The 15,503-nt window shown below is 75.1% G+C and carries 12 protein-coding genes; 5 read left to right on the plus strand and 7 right to left on the minus strand.

Annotated elements, in window-relative coordinates:
* Positions 1 to 70: 70 nt before the first annotated feature.
* Positions 71 to 928 carry an SDR family oxidoreductase gene (locus JD79_RS18255; RefSeq protein ID WP_245900205.1) on the minus strand — a complete coding sequence of 286 codons (858 nt, stop codon included), beginning with the start codon at positions 926 to 928 and terminating at the stop codon, positions 71 to 73.
* 120 nt (positions 929 to 1,048) lie between these two features.
* Positions 1,049 to 1,174, minus strand: a complete 126-nt coding sequence (locus tag JD79_RS24320) for a hypothetical protein (protein ID WP_281270326.1) — start codon at positions 1,172 to 1,174, stop codon at positions 1,049 to 1,051.
* Between the two features lie 145 nt (positions 1,175 to 1,319).
* Here JD79_RS24320 and JD79_RS18260 point away from each other — a divergent pair, with 145 nt between their 5' ends.
* From JD79_RS18260 to JD79_RS18275, 4 genes are all read left to right on the plus strand, one after another.
* Positions 1,320 to 3,905 (plus strand): DEAD/DEAH box helicase, encoded by a 2,586-nt coding sequence (locus JD79_RS18260; RefSeq protein WP_110007846.1) that lies wholly within the window; start codon positions 1,320 to 1,322, stop codon positions 3,903 to 3,905.
* Positions 3,906 to 3,918: 13 nt separating this feature from the next.
* Positions 3,919 to 4,692 (plus strand): sulfite exporter TauE/SafE family protein, encoded by a 774-nt coding sequence (locus JD79_RS18265; RefSeq protein WP_110006676.1) that lies wholly within the window; start codon positions 3,919 to 3,921, stop codon positions 4,690 to 4,692.
* Positions 4,689 to 5,453 carry a sulfite exporter TauE/SafE family protein gene (locus JD79_RS18270; RefSeq protein ID WP_110006677.1) on the plus strand — a complete coding sequence of 255 codons (765 nt, stop codon included), beginning with the start codon at positions 4,689 to 4,691 and terminating at the stop codon, positions 5,451 to 5,453. The genes JD79_RS18265 and JD79_RS18270 overlap by 4 nt, the downstream gene beginning before the upstream one ends.
* Positions 5,454 to 5,535: 82 nt before the next feature.
* The gene (locus JD79_RS18275) at positions 5,536 to 6,276 is read left to right on the plus strand and encodes a hypothetical protein (protein WP_110006678.1); all 741 of its coding nucleotides are present in this window, start codon (positions 5,536 to 5,538) and stop codon (positions 6,274 to 6,276) included.
* Between the two features lie 90 nt (positions 6,277 to 6,366).
* Here the strand turns inward: JD79_RS18275 and JD79_RS18280 are convergent, their stop codons facing one another.
* From JD79_RS18280 to JD79_RS18295, 4 genes are all read right to left on the minus strand, one after another.
* Positions 6,367 to 6,672 (minus strand): hypothetical protein, encoded by a 306-nt coding sequence (locus JD79_RS18280; RefSeq protein ID WP_211308046.1) that lies wholly within the window; start codon positions 6,670 to 6,672, stop codon positions 6,367 to 6,369.
* A gap of 432 nt (positions 6,673 to 7,104) precedes the next feature.
* Entirely contained in the window at positions 7,105 to 8,778 is a 1,674-nt protein-coding gene (locus tag JD79_RS18285) for an alpha-amylase family protein (protein WP_110006679.1), read from the minus strand.
* Between the two features lie 153 nt (positions 8,779 to 8,931).
* The gene (locus JD79_RS18290) at positions 8,932 to 9,963 is read right to left on the minus strand and encodes a TIGR03885 family FMN-dependent LLM class oxidoreductase (RefSeq protein ID WP_110006680.1); all 1,032 of its coding nucleotides are present in this window, start codon (positions 9,961 to 9,963) and stop codon (positions 8,932 to 8,934) included.
* A 61-nt stretch (positions 9,964 to 10,024) separates the two neighbouring features.
* Entirely contained in the window at positions 10,025 to 10,687 is a 663-nt protein-coding gene (locus JD79_RS18295; RefSeq protein ID WP_146220487.1) for a hypothetical protein, read from the minus strand.
* Positions 10,688 to 10,859: 172 nt separating this feature from the next.
* On the opposite strand from JD79_RS18295, the gene malQ reads away from it, so the two are divergent.
* A complete protein-coding gene (malQ, locus tag JD79_RS18300; protein WP_110006682.1) occupies positions 10,860 to 12,749 on the plus strand; it encodes a 4-alpha-glucanotransferase in 1,890 nt (629 codons plus the stop codon).
* Positions 12,750 to 12,819: 70 nt separating this feature from the next.
* Here the strand turns inward: malQ and JD79_RS24325 are convergent, their stop codons facing one another.
* Complete coding sequence (locus JD79_RS24325) at positions 12,820 to 15,444, minus strand: ExeM/NucH family extracellular endonuclease (protein WP_281270327.1); 2,625 nt, start codon at positions 15,442 to 15,444, stop codon at positions 12,820 to 12,822.
* Positions 15,445 to 15,503: the final 59 nt, after the last annotated feature.

Genomic DNA, 15,503 nt, shown 5'->3' on the forward strand with positions numbered 1-15,503 from the left:
GCGTCCTGGCTCACCGTGGGAGGTGAGCCAGGACGCGCGAGGCCGAGCTCAGCTGATCGTCCGGGGAACGTCAGAGGATCGGGTTGCCGCCCGTGACGGCCACGCGGGCGCCCGACACGTAGGACGCCTCGTCGCTGGCGAGCAGCACGTACACCGGCGCGAGCTCGGCCGGCTGACCGGCGCGGCCCATCGGCACCTGCTTGCCGAAGCTGGCCACCTTCTCCTCGGGCATGGTCGCCGGGATCAGCGGCGTCCAGACCGGCCCGGGCGCCACGCTGTTGGCCCGGATGCCCTTGTCCGCGTACATCTGGGCCAGGCTCGCGGTGAAGTTGGCGATGCCGGCCTTGGTCATCGCGTAGGGCGCGAGGTCCGGGGACGGCATGTCGGAGTTCACCGACGACGAGTTGATGATCGCCGCGCCCGGCTGCATGTGCGGGATCGCGTCCTTGCACAGGATGAACATCGCGGTGAGGTTGGTGGCGAGGGTGTGGTCCCACTCCTCGTCCGGCACCTCCTCCAGCGTCGGGTGCGTCATCTGGAAGGCGGCGTTGTTCACCAGGACGTCGACCCGGCCGAACTCCTCGACGGCCTTGGGGATGATCGTCTTGGCGTGTGCGCGGTCGGAGAGGTCACCGGGCACCAGCACGCACCTGCGGCCGGCCTCGCGCACGTACTTGGCGGTGTCCTCGGCGTCCTCGTGCTCGCTCAGGTACGAGATCAGGACGTCGGCACCCTCGCGGGCGAAGGCGATGGCGACCGCGCGGCCGATGCCGCTGTCGCCACCGGTGATGACGGCCGCCTTGCCGGTGAGCCTGCCCGACCCCTGGTAGCTCTCCTCACCGTGGTCGGGCTTCGGGTCCATCTCGCCCAGCGTCCCGGGCGGGGTCTGCTGCTGCTCGGGCTGGGACTCGGGACGGGGTGACGACACGGGGGTCTCCTCGGTGCGCTGGGCGGACGGCGCACGACGGCGAGGGTGGTCTCCCCCCACGTCGCGCCGCCGTCCCGCCTACCCGCGCACCCCGATCCGAACCCGCCGGGCCGGGCGGCGTCAGGCCGCGCCGACCACCTGCACCGGCGCGGCCGAGGGCAGCTCCCAGCGCATCTCCAGGTGCCGGCGGCCGTCCCGGCCGACGACGGGGACCCAGCGGACCAACGGCCGTTCCTCCACGCGCATGCTTCCATCCACCTCTCGTTCACTCGTTGTTCACCTTTCTACCCGATCGGCACGAGGAGTGCGGGGACGGAGAGGTCGTTGCCGTCTCGTGACCACCGGGCGGTCCGCGGGAAGCAAGAGGCCGTCGGGCACGCTGGTGCCCACGATGACGACCTCCAGGACGACGGGGACCGCGCCCCTCCCCCTGCTCGACGACCCCGGCGACCTCACCGCCCTGCGGGCGCGCGGCAGCGACCCCGACGACCTCTTCACCTCCTTCGCCGCCTGGGCCGACGAGGGCGGCACGCCGCTGTACCCGCACCAGGAGGAGGCGCTGATCGAGCTGGTCAGCGGGGCGAACGTGGTCCTCGCGACGCCCACCGGCTCCGGCAAGTCGCTGGTGGCCACCGGCGCGCAGTACGCGGCGCTGGCGGCCGGGCGGCGCAGCTACTACACCGCGCCGATCAAGGCCCTGGTCAGCGAGAAGTTCTTCGCGCTGTGCGGGGTCTTCGGCGCGGCCAACGTCGGCATGCTGACCGGCGACGCGAGCGTCAACGCCGGCGCGCCGGTCATCGCCTGCACCGCGGAGATCCTCGCCAACGTGGCGCTGCGCGAGGGCGCCGACGCCGACGTCGGCCTGGTCGTCATGGACGAGTTCCACTTCTACGGCGACCCCGACCGCGGCTGGGCCTGGCAGGTGCCGCTGCTGGAGCTCCCGCGCGCGCAGTTCCTGCTGATGAGCGCCACCCTCGGCAACACCGACCGGCTGCGCGAGGACCTCACCCGCCGCACCGGCCGCCCGACGGCGCTCGTGGCCGGCGCCGAGCGCCCGGTCCCGCTGCACCACTACTACGCGACGACGCCGGCGCACGAGACGATCCAGGAGCTGCTCGACACGCGGCAGGCGCCGGTCTACGTCGTCCACTTCACGCAGGCCCAGGCCCTCGAACGCGCCCAGGCGCTGATGAGCGTCAACGTGTGCACCAAGGAGGAGAAGGCCGCGATCGCCGAGGCCGTCGGCGGGTTCCGGTTCACCTCGGCCTTCGGGACGACGCTCTCGCGGCTGGTGCGCCACGGCATCGGCGTCCACCACGCCGGGATGCTGCCCAAGTACCGCCGGCTGGTGGAGCAGCTGGCCCAGGCGGGCCTGCTCAAGGTCATCTGCGGCACCGACACCCTCGGCGTCGGCATCAACGTGCCGATCCGCACCGTCGTGTTCTCCGCGCTGTCGAAGTACGACGGCACCCGCACCCGGCTGCTCAACGCCCGCGAGTTCCACCAGATCGCCGGGCGGGCCGGGCGCGCGGGCTACGACACCGCCGGCACCGTCGTCGTCCAGGCGCCCGAGCACGAGGTGGAGAACCTCCGGCAGTTCGCCAAGGTCGCCGAGGACCCGAAGAAGCGCCGCAAGCTGGTCCGCAAGAAGGCGCCCGAGGGGATGGTGCCGTGGTCGCAGGCGACGATGGACCGCCTGGTGGCCGCCGAGCCCGAGCCGCTGTCGAGCTCCATGCGGGTGACGACGGCGATGCTGCTCGACGTCGTCGACCGGCCCGGCGACCCGGTCGCGGCGCTGCGGCACCTGCTCACCGACAACCACGAGCCGCGCAGGCGGCAGCTCCGGCTCATCCGCGACGCGATCGGCATCGCCCGCTCGCTGCTGCAGGCCGGCGTGCTCGAGCGGCTGCCGGAGCCCGGCCCCGACGGCCGCCGGTACCGGCTGACGGTCGACCTGCCGCCGGACTTCGCGCTCAACCAGCCGCTGTCGACCTTCGCGCTGGCCGCGATCGAGCTGCTCGACCCGGCGTCGGACACCTTCGCCCTCGACGTCGTCAGCGTCGTCGAGGCCACCCTCGACGACCCCCGCCAGATCCTGGCCGCGCAGCTGAACAAGGCGCGCGGTGAGGCGGTGGCGCAGATGAAGGCCGAGGGCATCGAGTACGACGAGCGCATCGAGCTGCTCGAGGACGTCACCTACCCCCGGCCGCTGGAGGAGCTGCTCGAGCACGCCTTCGAGGTCTACGTGCGCAGCAACCCGTGGGCCGCCGACGCGCACCCCTCGCCCAAGTCGGTCGTCCGCGAGACGTGGGAACGGGCGATGACGTTCAAGGAGCTGGTCGGCACCTACGGCCTGACCCGCGCGGAGGGCGCGGTGCTGCGCTACCTCTCCGACGCGGTCAAGGCGCTGCGGTCGGGCGTGCCGGCGGCGGCGCGCACCGAGGAGGTCACCGACGTCGTCGAGTGGCTCGGCGAGCTGGTGCGCCAGGTCGACTCCAGCCTGCTCGACGAGTGGGAGCAGCTGACCAGCCCGGACGCGCCGCTGGAGGCGCCGGTCGCCGTCCCGGCCCGGGCCCGGCCGCTGACCGGCAACGAGCGGGCGTTCACCGCGATGGTCCGCAACGCGCTGTTCGCCCGCGTGCAGCTGTGGGCGCGGCGGCGCTGGTACGACCTCGGCGAGCTCGACGCCGGCTCCGGCTGGGACGCCGAGCGGTGGGGCGAGGTGGTCCGCGGCTACTTCGCCGACCACGGCGAGGTCCGCACCGGCGCCGACGCCCGCGGCCCGGCGCTGCTGGTGTGGGACAGGTCGACGCCGGGCGTGTGGCGGGTGCGCCAGATCGTCGACGACCCCGCCGGCGACCACGACTGGGGCATCGACGCCGAGGTCGACCTCGCCGCCTCCGACGAGGCCGGCGAACTGGTGCTGCGCGTGGTCGACGCCGGTCGCAGGGACGACGCGTGGACCTCCGGCACCTGACCACCGCGCTGCCGTGACCGGCTGGGAGGCGGTCGCCGTCGCGGCGGCCGGGTGCGCGGCGGGCGCGATCAACGCCGTCGTCGGGTCGGGGACGCTGGTGACCTTCCCCGTGCTGCTGGCCACCGGGCTGCCGCCGGTGACGGCGAGCGTGTCCAACACCCTGGGCCTGGTCCCGGGCAACGTCAGCGGCGCGGTCGGCTACCGCCGCGAACTGGCCGGGCAGCGCGCCCTGGTGCTGCGCCTGCTGCCGGCGTCCGCGCTGGGGGCGCTGACCGGCGCGGTCCTGCTGCTGCACCTGCCGGCCGCGGCCTTCGAGGCGGTGGTGCCCGCGCTGGTGGGGCTGGCGGTCGTGCTGGTCGCCACGCAGCCGCTGCTGACCCGGCGGCTGGCCGCCCGCTCCGGCGCACCGGGCACGACCCCGCGCGGCTGGCGGCTGGCCGGTCTCGTCGCCGGCGCGTACGCGACCGGCAGCTACGGCGGCTACTTCGCGGCCAGCCAGGGCGTGCTGCAGGTCGGGGTGTTCGGGCTGCTCCTGGCCGAGCCGCTGCAGCGCCTCAACGCGCTCAAGAACGTGCTCAGCGCCGCGGTGAACGCCGTCGCGGCGCTGGCCTACGTCGTCGTCGCCACCGACCGGGTCGACTGGGCCGCCGCGGGGCTGGTCGCCGGTGGCTCGGTGGTGGGCGGCGTGGTGGGCGCCCGCTACGGCCGGCGGCTGCCCGCGGCGGTCCTGCGGACGGCGATCGTCGTGCTCGGTTGCGTGGCCATCGGCGTGCTGGTGGCCCGGTGAACGTCGTCGAGGCGCTGCTGCTGGTGCTCGCCGGGGTGGGCGCGGGTCTGTCGGGCAGCATCGCCGGGCTGGCCTCGCTGGTGAGCTACCCGGCGCTGCTGGCGACCGGGCTGCCGCCGGTGACCGCCAACGTCACCAACACCGTGGCGCTGGTGCTCACCAGCGTGGGGTCGGTGAGCGCGTCACGGCCCGAGCTGGCCGGGCAGGGCCGCCGGCTGGTGCCGCTGGCCCTCGGCGGGGTCCTCGGCGGGTCGGCGGGGGCCGCGCTGCTGCTGGTCACCCCGGCGGAGGCGTTCGAGCGGCTGGTGCCGGTGCTCATCGCCGCCGCGGCGCTGGCGATCCTGCTGCAGCGCCCGCCGCGGGAGCTGGCCGCCGAGGGGCGTCGGGCGCACGGCGCCCGGGACCCGTGGTGGCTGGTCGCCGGCACCGCCGCGGTGGCCGTCTACGGCGGGTACTTCGGCGCCGCGGCCGGTGTCCTGCTGCTCGCCCTGGTCCTGCTGGGCACCGGCGAGGGCCTGCCGCGCAGCAACGCGGTGAAGAACGTCGTCCTGGGCGCGGCCAACGCGACGGCCGCCGTCGGGTTCGTGCTGCTGTCCCCGGTGGCCTGGAGCGCCGCCCTCCCACTGGCGCTCGGGTGCCTGCTCGGCGGCCGGCTGGGCCCGCGGGTGGTGCGCCGGGCGCCGCAGGCCGCGCTGCGGCGGCTGATCGGGCTGGCCGGTCTGGGACTGGCCGCCGTCCTGGCGGTCGACGCCTACCGGTGAGGCCGCCGCGGCACCCGGTGTGGTGCGCGGGGCCCGCTGCCGGGCAGGCTGAGCGGGCGATCGGGACGACGGGAGGCAGACGGTGGCGGAGACGGATGCGGCAGGGCGGTTCCTCCGGGCGCTGAGCGAGCCGGCGGAGCCCGGCGAGGACGGCCTCGAGATGGTGCCCTCGCGGCTGGCCCGCGCGGCGGCGGAGGCGGTCGGTGTCGACGGCGCGGCCCTGAGCATCCACGAGGGCGCCGGGCTGCGGACGCCGATCGGCGCGAGCGACGGCACCACCTCGCACGCCGAGCAGCTCCAGTTCACCACCGGTGACGGTCCCTGCCTGCGCGCCCACGACACCGGCCGCGCGATCGTCTTCGACCTCGAGGACATCCACCGCAACTGGCCCGACCTGCACACCGCACTGCTCGGCGAGACGCCCTTCCGGGCGGTGTTCTCGGTGCCCCTGGCCCCGCCGCTGGGACCCACCGTCATCGTCGACCTCTACGCGCGGGACCTCGTCACGCTCACCCAGGTCCCGCGCGACGACGTCGAGGCGGTCGTGCTCTGCCTGACCGAGGAGCTCGTGCGCACCTCGGGCGGGATGAGCGCCGACGAGGGCGGGGCCCGGTGGTGGGACTCCCCCGCCGCCCGCCGCCGCAGCCGCGTGTGGCAGGCGACGGGCCAGGCCACGGTGGCGCTCGGCCTCGACGTGGTCGACACGCTCACCGTGCTGCGCGCGCACGCCTTCGCCACCGGCCGCGTGGTCGACGACGTCGCCGAGGACATCGTCGAGGGCCGGCTCGACCCCGCCGACCTGCGCGACGAGAGCAACCGCTGAGGCGCGGCGCTCAGCGGGCGACGTAGGCGGCGAGGAACAGCACGAAGGCGCTCGACCCGAGCAGCAGCCGGGCCGGGGTGAGGCCGTTGATCAGCCCGCGGTGGCCTCCACCCAGGCCGGGCGGACGGCGGCCTCCCGCGCGCCGCGGCGGACGAGGCGGACCTCGTCGGCCAGCAGCGCCCCCGCCGCGCCGAGCATGGTGAGCCCGACGACGAGGAACACCAGCGCGAGGCCCTCGCCGAACGCGTCGGCCCGGCTCCGCAGGAGGAACAGGGCGACCAGCCCGGCGGCGAGGCCCAGGACCGCACCGGCGACCGGCGCCCACGGGCCCATGCGGGTCAGCGGGTCGGTCCGGCGCGGCCGCACCACCGGCGGCGCCGGCGGCCGCCCGGACACCGGCCCGGTCGCGTACGGGCCGACCTCGACGCCGGCCGCGGACGGCCCGCCCGGGGAGCCGCCGGGGGCAGGGGCGGCGGTACCGGGGACGCCGGGCCCGCCCCGAGGGCGGTCGCGCCGGCCCGCCGGGACCGCTGCCCGGGACCGTCACGGGGCGGTGGGCGGGGCGGTTGGCGGGCGGCGGGCGGGCGGCGGCGGGCGGCGGCGGGGCGGCGGGCGGGCGGCGGCGGGCGGCGGCGGGGCGGCGGGCGCGGGACGGCGGGCGCGGGACGGCGGGCTCGGTCATCCCCCGCGACGCTAGGGCGCACCCCTGACAGGTCCGGGCAGGTCAGCCGGGCGCGGCGGCCGCGGGCGCGACCGCCGCCGGGGCGTCGCGGCGCGCGGCCACCGCCCGTCGACCGGGCGTGACCGCGCGTGCGGCCACGCCCGCACTCAGGGCAGCCGGCGGCTGTCCTCCGACACGACCCGCAGCCACCGGTACCCGTAGCCGTCGAGGGTGAGCTCGACCGCGCCGTCCTCGCCGATCGCCGTCGTCCGGGTGACCAGCAGGTCCTCCAGCCGGTGGGAGGCGTCGCAGCCGTCCAGGTTCACCGGCACGGTGCACGGCTCGGGTCCGAGGTTGTGGACGGCGAGCAGCGTGCCGTCGTCCCACTCGCACACGTGCGCCAGGACCTGCGCGTGCGGCTGGTCGAGCACCCGGAACGACCCCCACCCCAGCTCGGGCGACTCGCGGTAGCGGCGGACGAGCAGCTTGGTGAACGACAGCATCGAGTCCTCGTCGCGGCGCTGGTCGGCGACGTTGACGAACTCCGGCGCGAAGCCGCCGCTGACCACCGGGCCGGGCAGCGCGTCGGCGTCGGCGGTCGAGAAGCCGCCGTTGACGCCCGAGGTCCACTGCATGGGGGTGCGGACGGCGAGCCGGCCCTCGGCGGAGAGGTCCTCGCCCATCCCGATCTCCTCGCCGTAGAAGAGCACCGGCGTGCCCGGCAGCGAGAACAGCAGGCTGTAGACCATGCGCACCCGTCGCGGGTCGCCGTCGAGCATCGGCGGCAGCCGCCGCCGCAGGCCGCGGCCGTAGACCTGCATGCGCTCCTCGGGGCCGAAGGCCGCGAACACCTCCTGGCGCTCGTCCTCGGAGAGCTTGTCGAGGGTGAGCTCGTCGTGGTTGCGGACGAAGGTCGCCCACTGGCTGTCCGGGTCGACGAACGGCCGCCCGGTCAGCGCCGTCACCAGCGGGCCGGCGTCGGCACGGGCCAGCGACAGGTACATGGCCTGCATGCCGACGAAGTCGAAGAGCATGGTCAGCTCGTCGCCGTCGTCACCGCCGAAGAAGTCGCGCTGCTGCTCGTGCGGCAGGTTGACCTCGCCGAGCAGGACGCCGCTGCCGGAGCGCCGGCCGAGGAAGGACCGCAGCGCGCGCAGGTACTCGTGCGGGTCGGGGAACCGGTCGCTGTCGGCGCCGCCCTCTGTCTCGAGGAAGAACGGGACGGCGTCGACGCGGAAGCCCGACAGCCCCAGCTGCAGCCAGAAACCCATGATCTTGGCGACCTCGTCACGGACCCGCGGGTTGGTGACGTCGAGGTCGGGCTGCTCCTTGTAGAAGCGGTGCAGGTACCACTCCCCCGTCGGCTCGTTGAACGTCCAGGTCGAGCTCTCCTGGTCGGGGAAGACCACCTGGTCGGAGGTGTCCGGCGGCTCGTCGTCGCGCCACACGTAGAAGTCGTGGAAGGGGTCGTCCCTGCTCTGGCGGGCGCGCTGGAACCAGGGGTGCTGGACGGAGGTGTGGTTGACGACGAGGTCGGCGATGACCCGGATGCCGCGGTCGTTGGCGGTGCGGATGACCTCGACCAGGTCGCCGTGGGTGCCCAGCCGCGGGTCGACGCCGTAGAAGTCGGTGATGTCGTAGCCGTCGTCGCGCTCGGCGGTCGGGTAGAAGGGCATCAGCCACAGGCAGGTGACGCCGAGGTCGGCCAGGTGGTCGATGCGCTGCGCGAGCCCGGCGAGGTCACCGCAGCCGTCGCCGTTCCAGTCCAGGTAGGTCTCGACGTCGAGGCAGTAGACGACCGCCGTCTTCCACCAGACGTCGGCCGTGTCGGTGATCTTCATGGCCAGCGACCCTGTCGGCCCGGGGTCCCGGGGGCAACAGGACGGGGCAGGGCCGATTGACGGCCCCTCCTGTCGATCACCGGGTCGTCGCCGCCGACACGCGCGGACACGCCGCCGCGGACGGCGGGAACGCGGTGATCGACAGACGGGGCGCTACTTCAGCAGGGCGGGCTGCGGCTCCTGCTCCGGGCGCAGCGGCCGCGTCGCCACCGCGGGCGCGGGACGGGTGACGCCGAGCCGGGGCAGCACGTGCTCGCCGAAGGCGTCGAGGAAGGGCCGCTGCTCCTTGCCCACGTGGTGCAGGTAGACCTGGTCGAACCCGAGGTCGACGTACTCGGCGATCCACTGCGCGTGCTGCCCCAGGTCGGAGGACACCCGGACGGCGGCGCGGACGTCGTCGGGCCGCACGTGGGCGCTGGCCTGCTCGAAGGCGGTGGTCGTGTCGAGGTCCCAGCACAGCGGCGGCGGGAAGACGTTGCTGCGCCACTGGTCGTGCGCCATCGCCAGCGCGCGGTCCTCGTCGGGGTCCCAGGAGACGTGCACCTGGATGGTGAGCGTCCCCTGCCCGCCGGCGTCGCGGTAGGCGCCGACCACCTCGCGCAGCACGTCGTGCGGCTGGTTGATGGTGACCAGGCCGTCGGCCCACTCGGCGTGCCGGGCGGCGGTGCGCGCGGTGACGGCGGGGCCGATGAGCGCCGGCTGCTGCTCGGGCAGCGTCCAGATCCGCGCCCGGTCGACGACGACGAGCCCGTCGTGGCTGACCTCCTCGCCGGCCAGCAGCGCGCGGATGACGTCGATGCACTCCCGCAGCCGGGCGTCGCGGATGTCCTTGTTCGGCCACACGTGCCCCGTGACGTGCTCGTTCATCGCCTCGCCGGAGCCCAGCGCCGCCCAGAACCGGCCGGGGAACATCGCGCCGAGGGTGGCGATCGCCTGCGCCACGATCACCGGGTGGTAGCGCTGCCCGGGCGCGTTGACGACGCCGAAGGGCAGCGAGGTGGTGGCCAGCGCGGCGCCGAGCCACGACCACGCGAACCCCGACTGCCCCTGGCGGGGGTTCCACGGCTCCAGGTGGTCGGAGCACATCGCCGCGGTGAAGCCCACCTCCTCCGCGTGGTGGACGGCGGTGAGCAGGTCGGCCGGGTGGACCTGCTCGTGGGAGTTGTGGAAGCCGATCACGGTCACCCGTCGTGCCTACCGCAGCGGCGGGCGCCGCGCCGGGCGGACCGCGGGGGGCCGCAACCGGTCAGGCCAGCAGCGCGGCCACCCGCGCGGGCCCGGTGGCGACGTCGAGGTGGGCGCCCCGGCCGTCGCCCGCGACCTCCCAGCCCCGCGCCCGGGCCACTGCCGCGTCGGCGTCGTAGGCCGGCGAGAGGTGCACGTACCGGGGCTCGGCGGTCAGCGGGGGCACGGCCACGTCCTCCGCCCACAGGCCCGCCGGCAGCCGGTGCCCCTCGGCGAGGACCGCGGCCCGCACCCGCTCGTCGGGCAGCAGTCCGGCCATGGCGTCGGGACCCCACCACGTCGTCCAGTCGGCCACCCGGCCGTCGTCGGCGGTCAGCGGCGCGACCAGCCCGCGGACCTCCGCCGGCCACCGCGCGGGCCCGGACACCGGCGGCAGGACGGCGTCGAGCCACACCGCCCGCCGCGCCGCGCAGGCCGCCGCCACGGCGGGCAGCACCATGCCGGCGCCGGAGAACGCGACGACGACGTCGGCCGGGCCGACGGCGCCCGCCCACCGCCGGTCCCAGCCGGCCGCCGACGGCAGGGCGGACGCCGGGTCCTGCACCAGCCCGCGGAGGTCCGGGACGGCGACCGCCGCACCGCTCTCCCGCAGCCGCGCGGCCAGGGGCCCGAGGACGGCGGGCCCGAGCAGTGGCGGGTGCACCAGCAGCCAGCGGTCGGTCACGGCGGTCAGTCTGCCGCCCGGCACGCGGTGGTCCACCCGTCCGCACGGCGTGCGGACCAGGTCCGGGCGAGCGCCGGCAGCAGCCTCCCGCCGGTGGCGGGTCGAGCGACGGAGACCGGCACCACGCCGCTCCTGCGCTGCGATCACCCCGGACCACCGTGAGGATCGAGGGGTGACACGCACCAGCAGCACCGACCGCTGGGGCATCGACGCCACCTGGCTCGATGCCCTCGACGAGGAACACGAGGTCGCGCAGGCCACCATCGAGCGCCTGCGGGAGGTGATCGGCGAGCCGCCGGAGGACCTGGAGCACCGGGCGCCCATCGTGGCCCGGCCCGGCGACGTCCTGGAGGTCGACGAGGCGGAGGTGACCCTCGAGGACGGGTCCACCCGGCACGTCGACGGCGAGCTGCCGGCCGACTTCCCCCTCGGCTACCACTGGCTGCAGGAGCCCGGCGGACCGCGGCGCCGGCTCGTCGTGTCCCCCGGCCGCTGCTGGCTGCCCGAGGACCGCGCCTGGGGCTGGGCGGTGCAGCTCTACGCCACGCGCAGCCGCGGCAGCTGGGGCATCGGTGACCTCGCCGACCTGCGCGCCGTCCGCGAGATGGCCGCCGGCCAGGGCGCCGGCTTCGTGCTCATCAACCCGCTGCACGCCGTCGCGCCGACGCCGCAGCAGGAGGCGAGTCCCTACCTCCCGGCCACCCGCCGCTTCCGCAACCCGGTCTACCTGCGGGTCGAGGAGGTGCCCGGCGCCGACCGGGTCGACCTCGACGGCGACGCCGGCCGGGCGCTGTCCGACGGCGAGCTCATCGACCGCGACGCGGTCTGGGCGCGCAAGCGGGAGGTGCTGCGCCGGGTCTTCGACGCCGCGGGCCGCGACGACCCCGCGTTCCCCGACTGGTGGTGGCACCAGGGGCAGAAGCTGCAGGACTGGGCCACCTGGTGCGCGCTGGCCGACGTCCACGGCCCCGACTGGCACACCTGGCCCGAGGAGCTGCGCGACCCGCGCAGCGCCGCCGTGGGCTCGTTCGTCGCCGAGCACGAGCGCGAGGTCGCCTTCCACGCCTGGCTGCAGTGGTGCCTGTCGCTGCAGCTCGACCGCGCCACCGAGGGCATGACCGTGATCCAGGACCTGCCGATCGGCGTGGCCGGCGGCGGCGCCGACGCGTGGACCTGGCAGGGCGTGCTGGCGCAGGGCGCGACGGTGGGCGCGCCGCCGGACGAGTTCAACGCCCAGGGTCAGGACTGGGGCTCCCCGCCGCTGGTGCCCTGGCGGCTGCAGGAGTGGGACTACGAGCCGTTCGTCGAGTCGATCCGCGCCACGATGGCCGGTGCGGGCGGACTGCGCATCGACCACGTGATGGGCCTGTTCCGGCTGTGGTGGGTGCCCTCCGGGGGCAGCGCCGCCGACGGCGCCTACGTCCGCTACCCGGCCGAGGACCTGTTGGACATCGTCGCGCTGGAGAGCCACCGCGCGCAGGCCGTCGTCGTCGGGGAGGACCTCGGCACGGTGGAGGACGGCGTCCGGGAGGCCATGGCCGAGCACGGCGTGCTGTCCTACCGCCTGCTCTGGTTCGAGGACGACGACCCCGCCGAGTGGCCCGAGGAGGCGATGGCCGCCATCACCACCCACGACCTGCCGACGGTCGCGGGGCTGTGGAGCGGCGCCGACCTCGAGGAGCAGCGCGAGCACGGGACCGGCACCGACGAGGAGCTCGAGCGGGGCCGCTCGACGCTGCTGGAGCGGCTGCCGGGGCTGCGGAGGAACGCGCGGCCGGAGACGGCGGTCAAGCGGGCGCACGAGCTGCTCGCCCGGGCGCCCTCGCTGCTGCTGTCGGCCACCCTCGACGACGCGCTGGCCGAGCGGCGCCGGCCGAACATGCCCGGCACCACCGACCGGCCCAACTGGTCGCTGCCCCTGCCGGTGGCCGTCGAGGACCTGCCGTCACACCCGCTGCTGCAGGAGGTCGCGCGGACCCTCGCCGAGGGGGTCGCGGCGACGACCGACCCGGAGGAGGACGCGATCGGCGAGCAGGCCGGCGGGGAGGCCCGCGCCGACTGACCCGGCCCCCGGGACGAGTCCGGCGCGGCACACCTCGGGGTGCCGCGCCGGACTCGTGGTCAGCTGCCGGTCAGGACTCGCGGCCGTCCTGCTCGCCGCTGCCGGTGCCGCGTCCCTGGTCCAGGCGGTCGGTGCCGGGGCCGCCGACGAGGGTGTCGTCGCCGTTGCCGCCGCCGAGGACGTCGTCGCCGAAGCCGCCGAGCAGCCGGTCGTCGCCGTTCCCACCGCTCAGGGTGTCGTTCCCGGCGCCACCGCAGACCACGTCGTCGGCGTTGCCGCCGCTGATCGTGTCGTCGCCACCGAGACCCATGACCACGTCGACGCCGGTGGTGCCGCTGACCGTGTCGTCGCCCGGGGTGCCGGTGATCGTCGGGACGAGGCCGTTGCAGCGCTCCTCCAGGTCGATCCCGACCAGCAGCGGGTCGTGGTCGCTGGACCGGTACGGGTCCGGCGCGTACAGGGCCGGGTCGCCGGTGTACTGGTAGGCGAACGACTCCACCGAGTTGATGTTCCAGTGCGCGACGTCGGTGACCTTGGCCGTCAGCTCCGCCGTGGCCAGCGCGTGGTCCAGCGAGCCCGACAGGTTGTCGAACACGTAGCTGTACCGGCCCTCGTCGAACTCCTCGCCGAGGTCGGTGTAGCCGGCCCCGCGGAGCGCCTCGATCGGGTCCTCCTGGCTGTAGGCGTTGAAGTCGCCCATGAGGATCACGTCGTCGTCGCCGGTGCTCTGCACCAGCCCGGCGGCGAACTCCGCCAGTGACTCCGCCTGGCGCACGCGGTCGCCGTTCCACTGCCCCTGGCCGTCGCCGGTGTCGACGTTGTCGCCCGTGGCGGCACCCGTGCTCTTCGACTTGAGGTGGTTGGCCACCACCGTGAAGGCGTCCCCGTCCTTGACGAACGTCTGCGCCTGCGGCTCGCGGGCGTTGGACCAGACCGTCTCGTCGACCAGCCCGACCGGGTCGCCGACCGGCTGGACGACGTCGCTGCGGTAGATGATCCCGTTGCGGATCACGTCCCGGTCGACGGCGTAGAGCTCGTCCGGCATCGGCACGTAGCTCCACACCTGCCCGCCCGCGGCGGTGTTCAGGCGGTTCACCAGGTCGGCGAGCGCCAGGTCGGCGTTGCCGGGGTCGCGGCCGGTGGAGTCGGTGTCCTCGATCTCCAGCAGGGTGACCACGTCGGCGTCGAGCTCGGTGATCGCGGCGACCTCCTTGGCGGCCTGCCGCTCGAACTGGGCCTGGCTCGTGGCGCCGCGGGCGTCCGAGCCGGTCCAGGTCAGGAAGTAGTTCAGCACGTTGAACGTGGCCAGCTGCACGTCACCGCCGACGTCCTCGGGCTCGGTCGTGCGGGTGTCCTGACCGGCGAAGACACCGTTGGCGGTGCCGTCGGCCGGCTGCAGCCGCCAGGCGTCGAAGCCGTACCCGAGGACGAGCGGCTCGGTGAACTCGACCTCGTCACCGACGCGGACCGGCGTGGTCGGCGACAGGTACGGCCGGGTCGTGACCGTCACCCTGGCGCTGACGCCGTCGTCGAGGGTGATGCGGCGGAGCGCGTTGTCCGTCGCCACCTCGGCCGCCTCGGCGGTGCCGGGGCGGGCCAGCTCGGTCGGCTGCACCAGCACGCCGCCCTCGGACAGGACGAGCTCGCCGAAGCTCGTGAGGTCGAAGACCTCGCTGACGGTGAGCGTGTCGGCGGGCGCGACGCGCATGCCCTCGAGCCGCTCGCGGGCGGCGTCGTCGGCGGGCAGGTCGAGCGGGGCGGCCGCCGGCAGGTCAGCGGCGGTGCCGTCGGCACAGACGGCGGCGCCGGAACGTGCGCTGATCTGCGTCTGGCCGCCGAACTCCTGCGCCTGGCCGGTGACGGCGACGGTGTCGCCGAGGTCGACCGCGACCGGGCTGAAGACGAAGACGCCGTCGGACGTGGCGGCGTCGCCGTCACCGTCGGGGTCCTGCAGGTAGAAGCCGGACAGGCCCGGCACGTCGCCGACGACCACGCCACGGACGGTCACCCGCTGCCCCTCGAGGCGGGTGGTCGCCGCGGCGCCCTGGACGGCGCCGATCTCGTGCGTCGGCGTGACGTCGCAGACCGCGAACGGCTCCGGCTCCGTGGTGCCGCCACCTGGGTTGACCGCGCCCTTGGTCGCAGCCGCCGGCCCGCTCCACACGGATGCGCCGGCGGTGTCGAACGTCCGCGACAGCGATTGCCCGGCCGGCTCGGTCCCCACCTCGGACCGGCCGATGTCGGTGCTCGTCAGGCCGGAGGCCGGACCGTTGGCGGCCGTGAAGGACCCCTCGTACGAGAGGAACTCGAGGAGCTCGGTGCCGCGCACCAGGGCGATGCCGTCCGGGGCGCCGTTCTGGATCCCGTTGGCCGGGTAGTCGACCACGGCCACGGCAGGTGCATCGGCCGGTGCCGTCACCACCGGCAGGGCGTCCGTGTCGTAGGTGGAGCGGTCGTTGCCGTTGTAGAGGACCACCGACAGGCCGGCCGAGCTGGTACCGGCCGGGATCTGGACCTCGACGAACTCACCGGCGTCGCCACCGTCGTTGTCGTAGTGGATCTCGGAGATGAAGGGCGTGGTGGGCGCAGCGGCGGAGGCGGTCGCCGGGAGGCCCACGACGGCGGCCGACACGGCGGTCGCGCCGAGTACGGCGCGGCGCGCGAGCAGGCGCCGGGAACCGGGTGATGAGAGCACGGAGGACCCTTCGGGCAGGTGCGGGGACGTGAGCGAGGCTAAGGACGCTCCGTGCACAC

Source organism: Geodermatophilus normandii (genome assembly GCF_003182485.1).
In the GTDB taxonomy this organism is placed as follows: Bacteria; Actinomycetota; Actinomycetes; order Mycobacteriales; family Geodermatophilaceae; genus Geodermatophilus; species Geodermatophilus normandii.

Bases quoted from the DNA above. Each gene is read 5' to 3' on its own strand.
- JD79_RS18285 (WP_110006679.1), bottom strand. From the start codon at position 8,778: ATGAAGATCACCGACACGGCCGACGTCTGGTGGAAGACGGCGGTCGTC.
- JD79_RS24320 (WP_281270326.1), bottom strand. From the start codon at position 1,174: ATGCGCGTGGAGGAACGGCCGTTGGTCCGCTGGGTCCCCGTCGTCGGC.
- JD79_RS18260 (WP_110007846.1), top strand. From the start codon at position 1,320: ATGACGACCTCCAGGACGACGGGGACCGCGCCCCTCCCCCTGCTCGAC.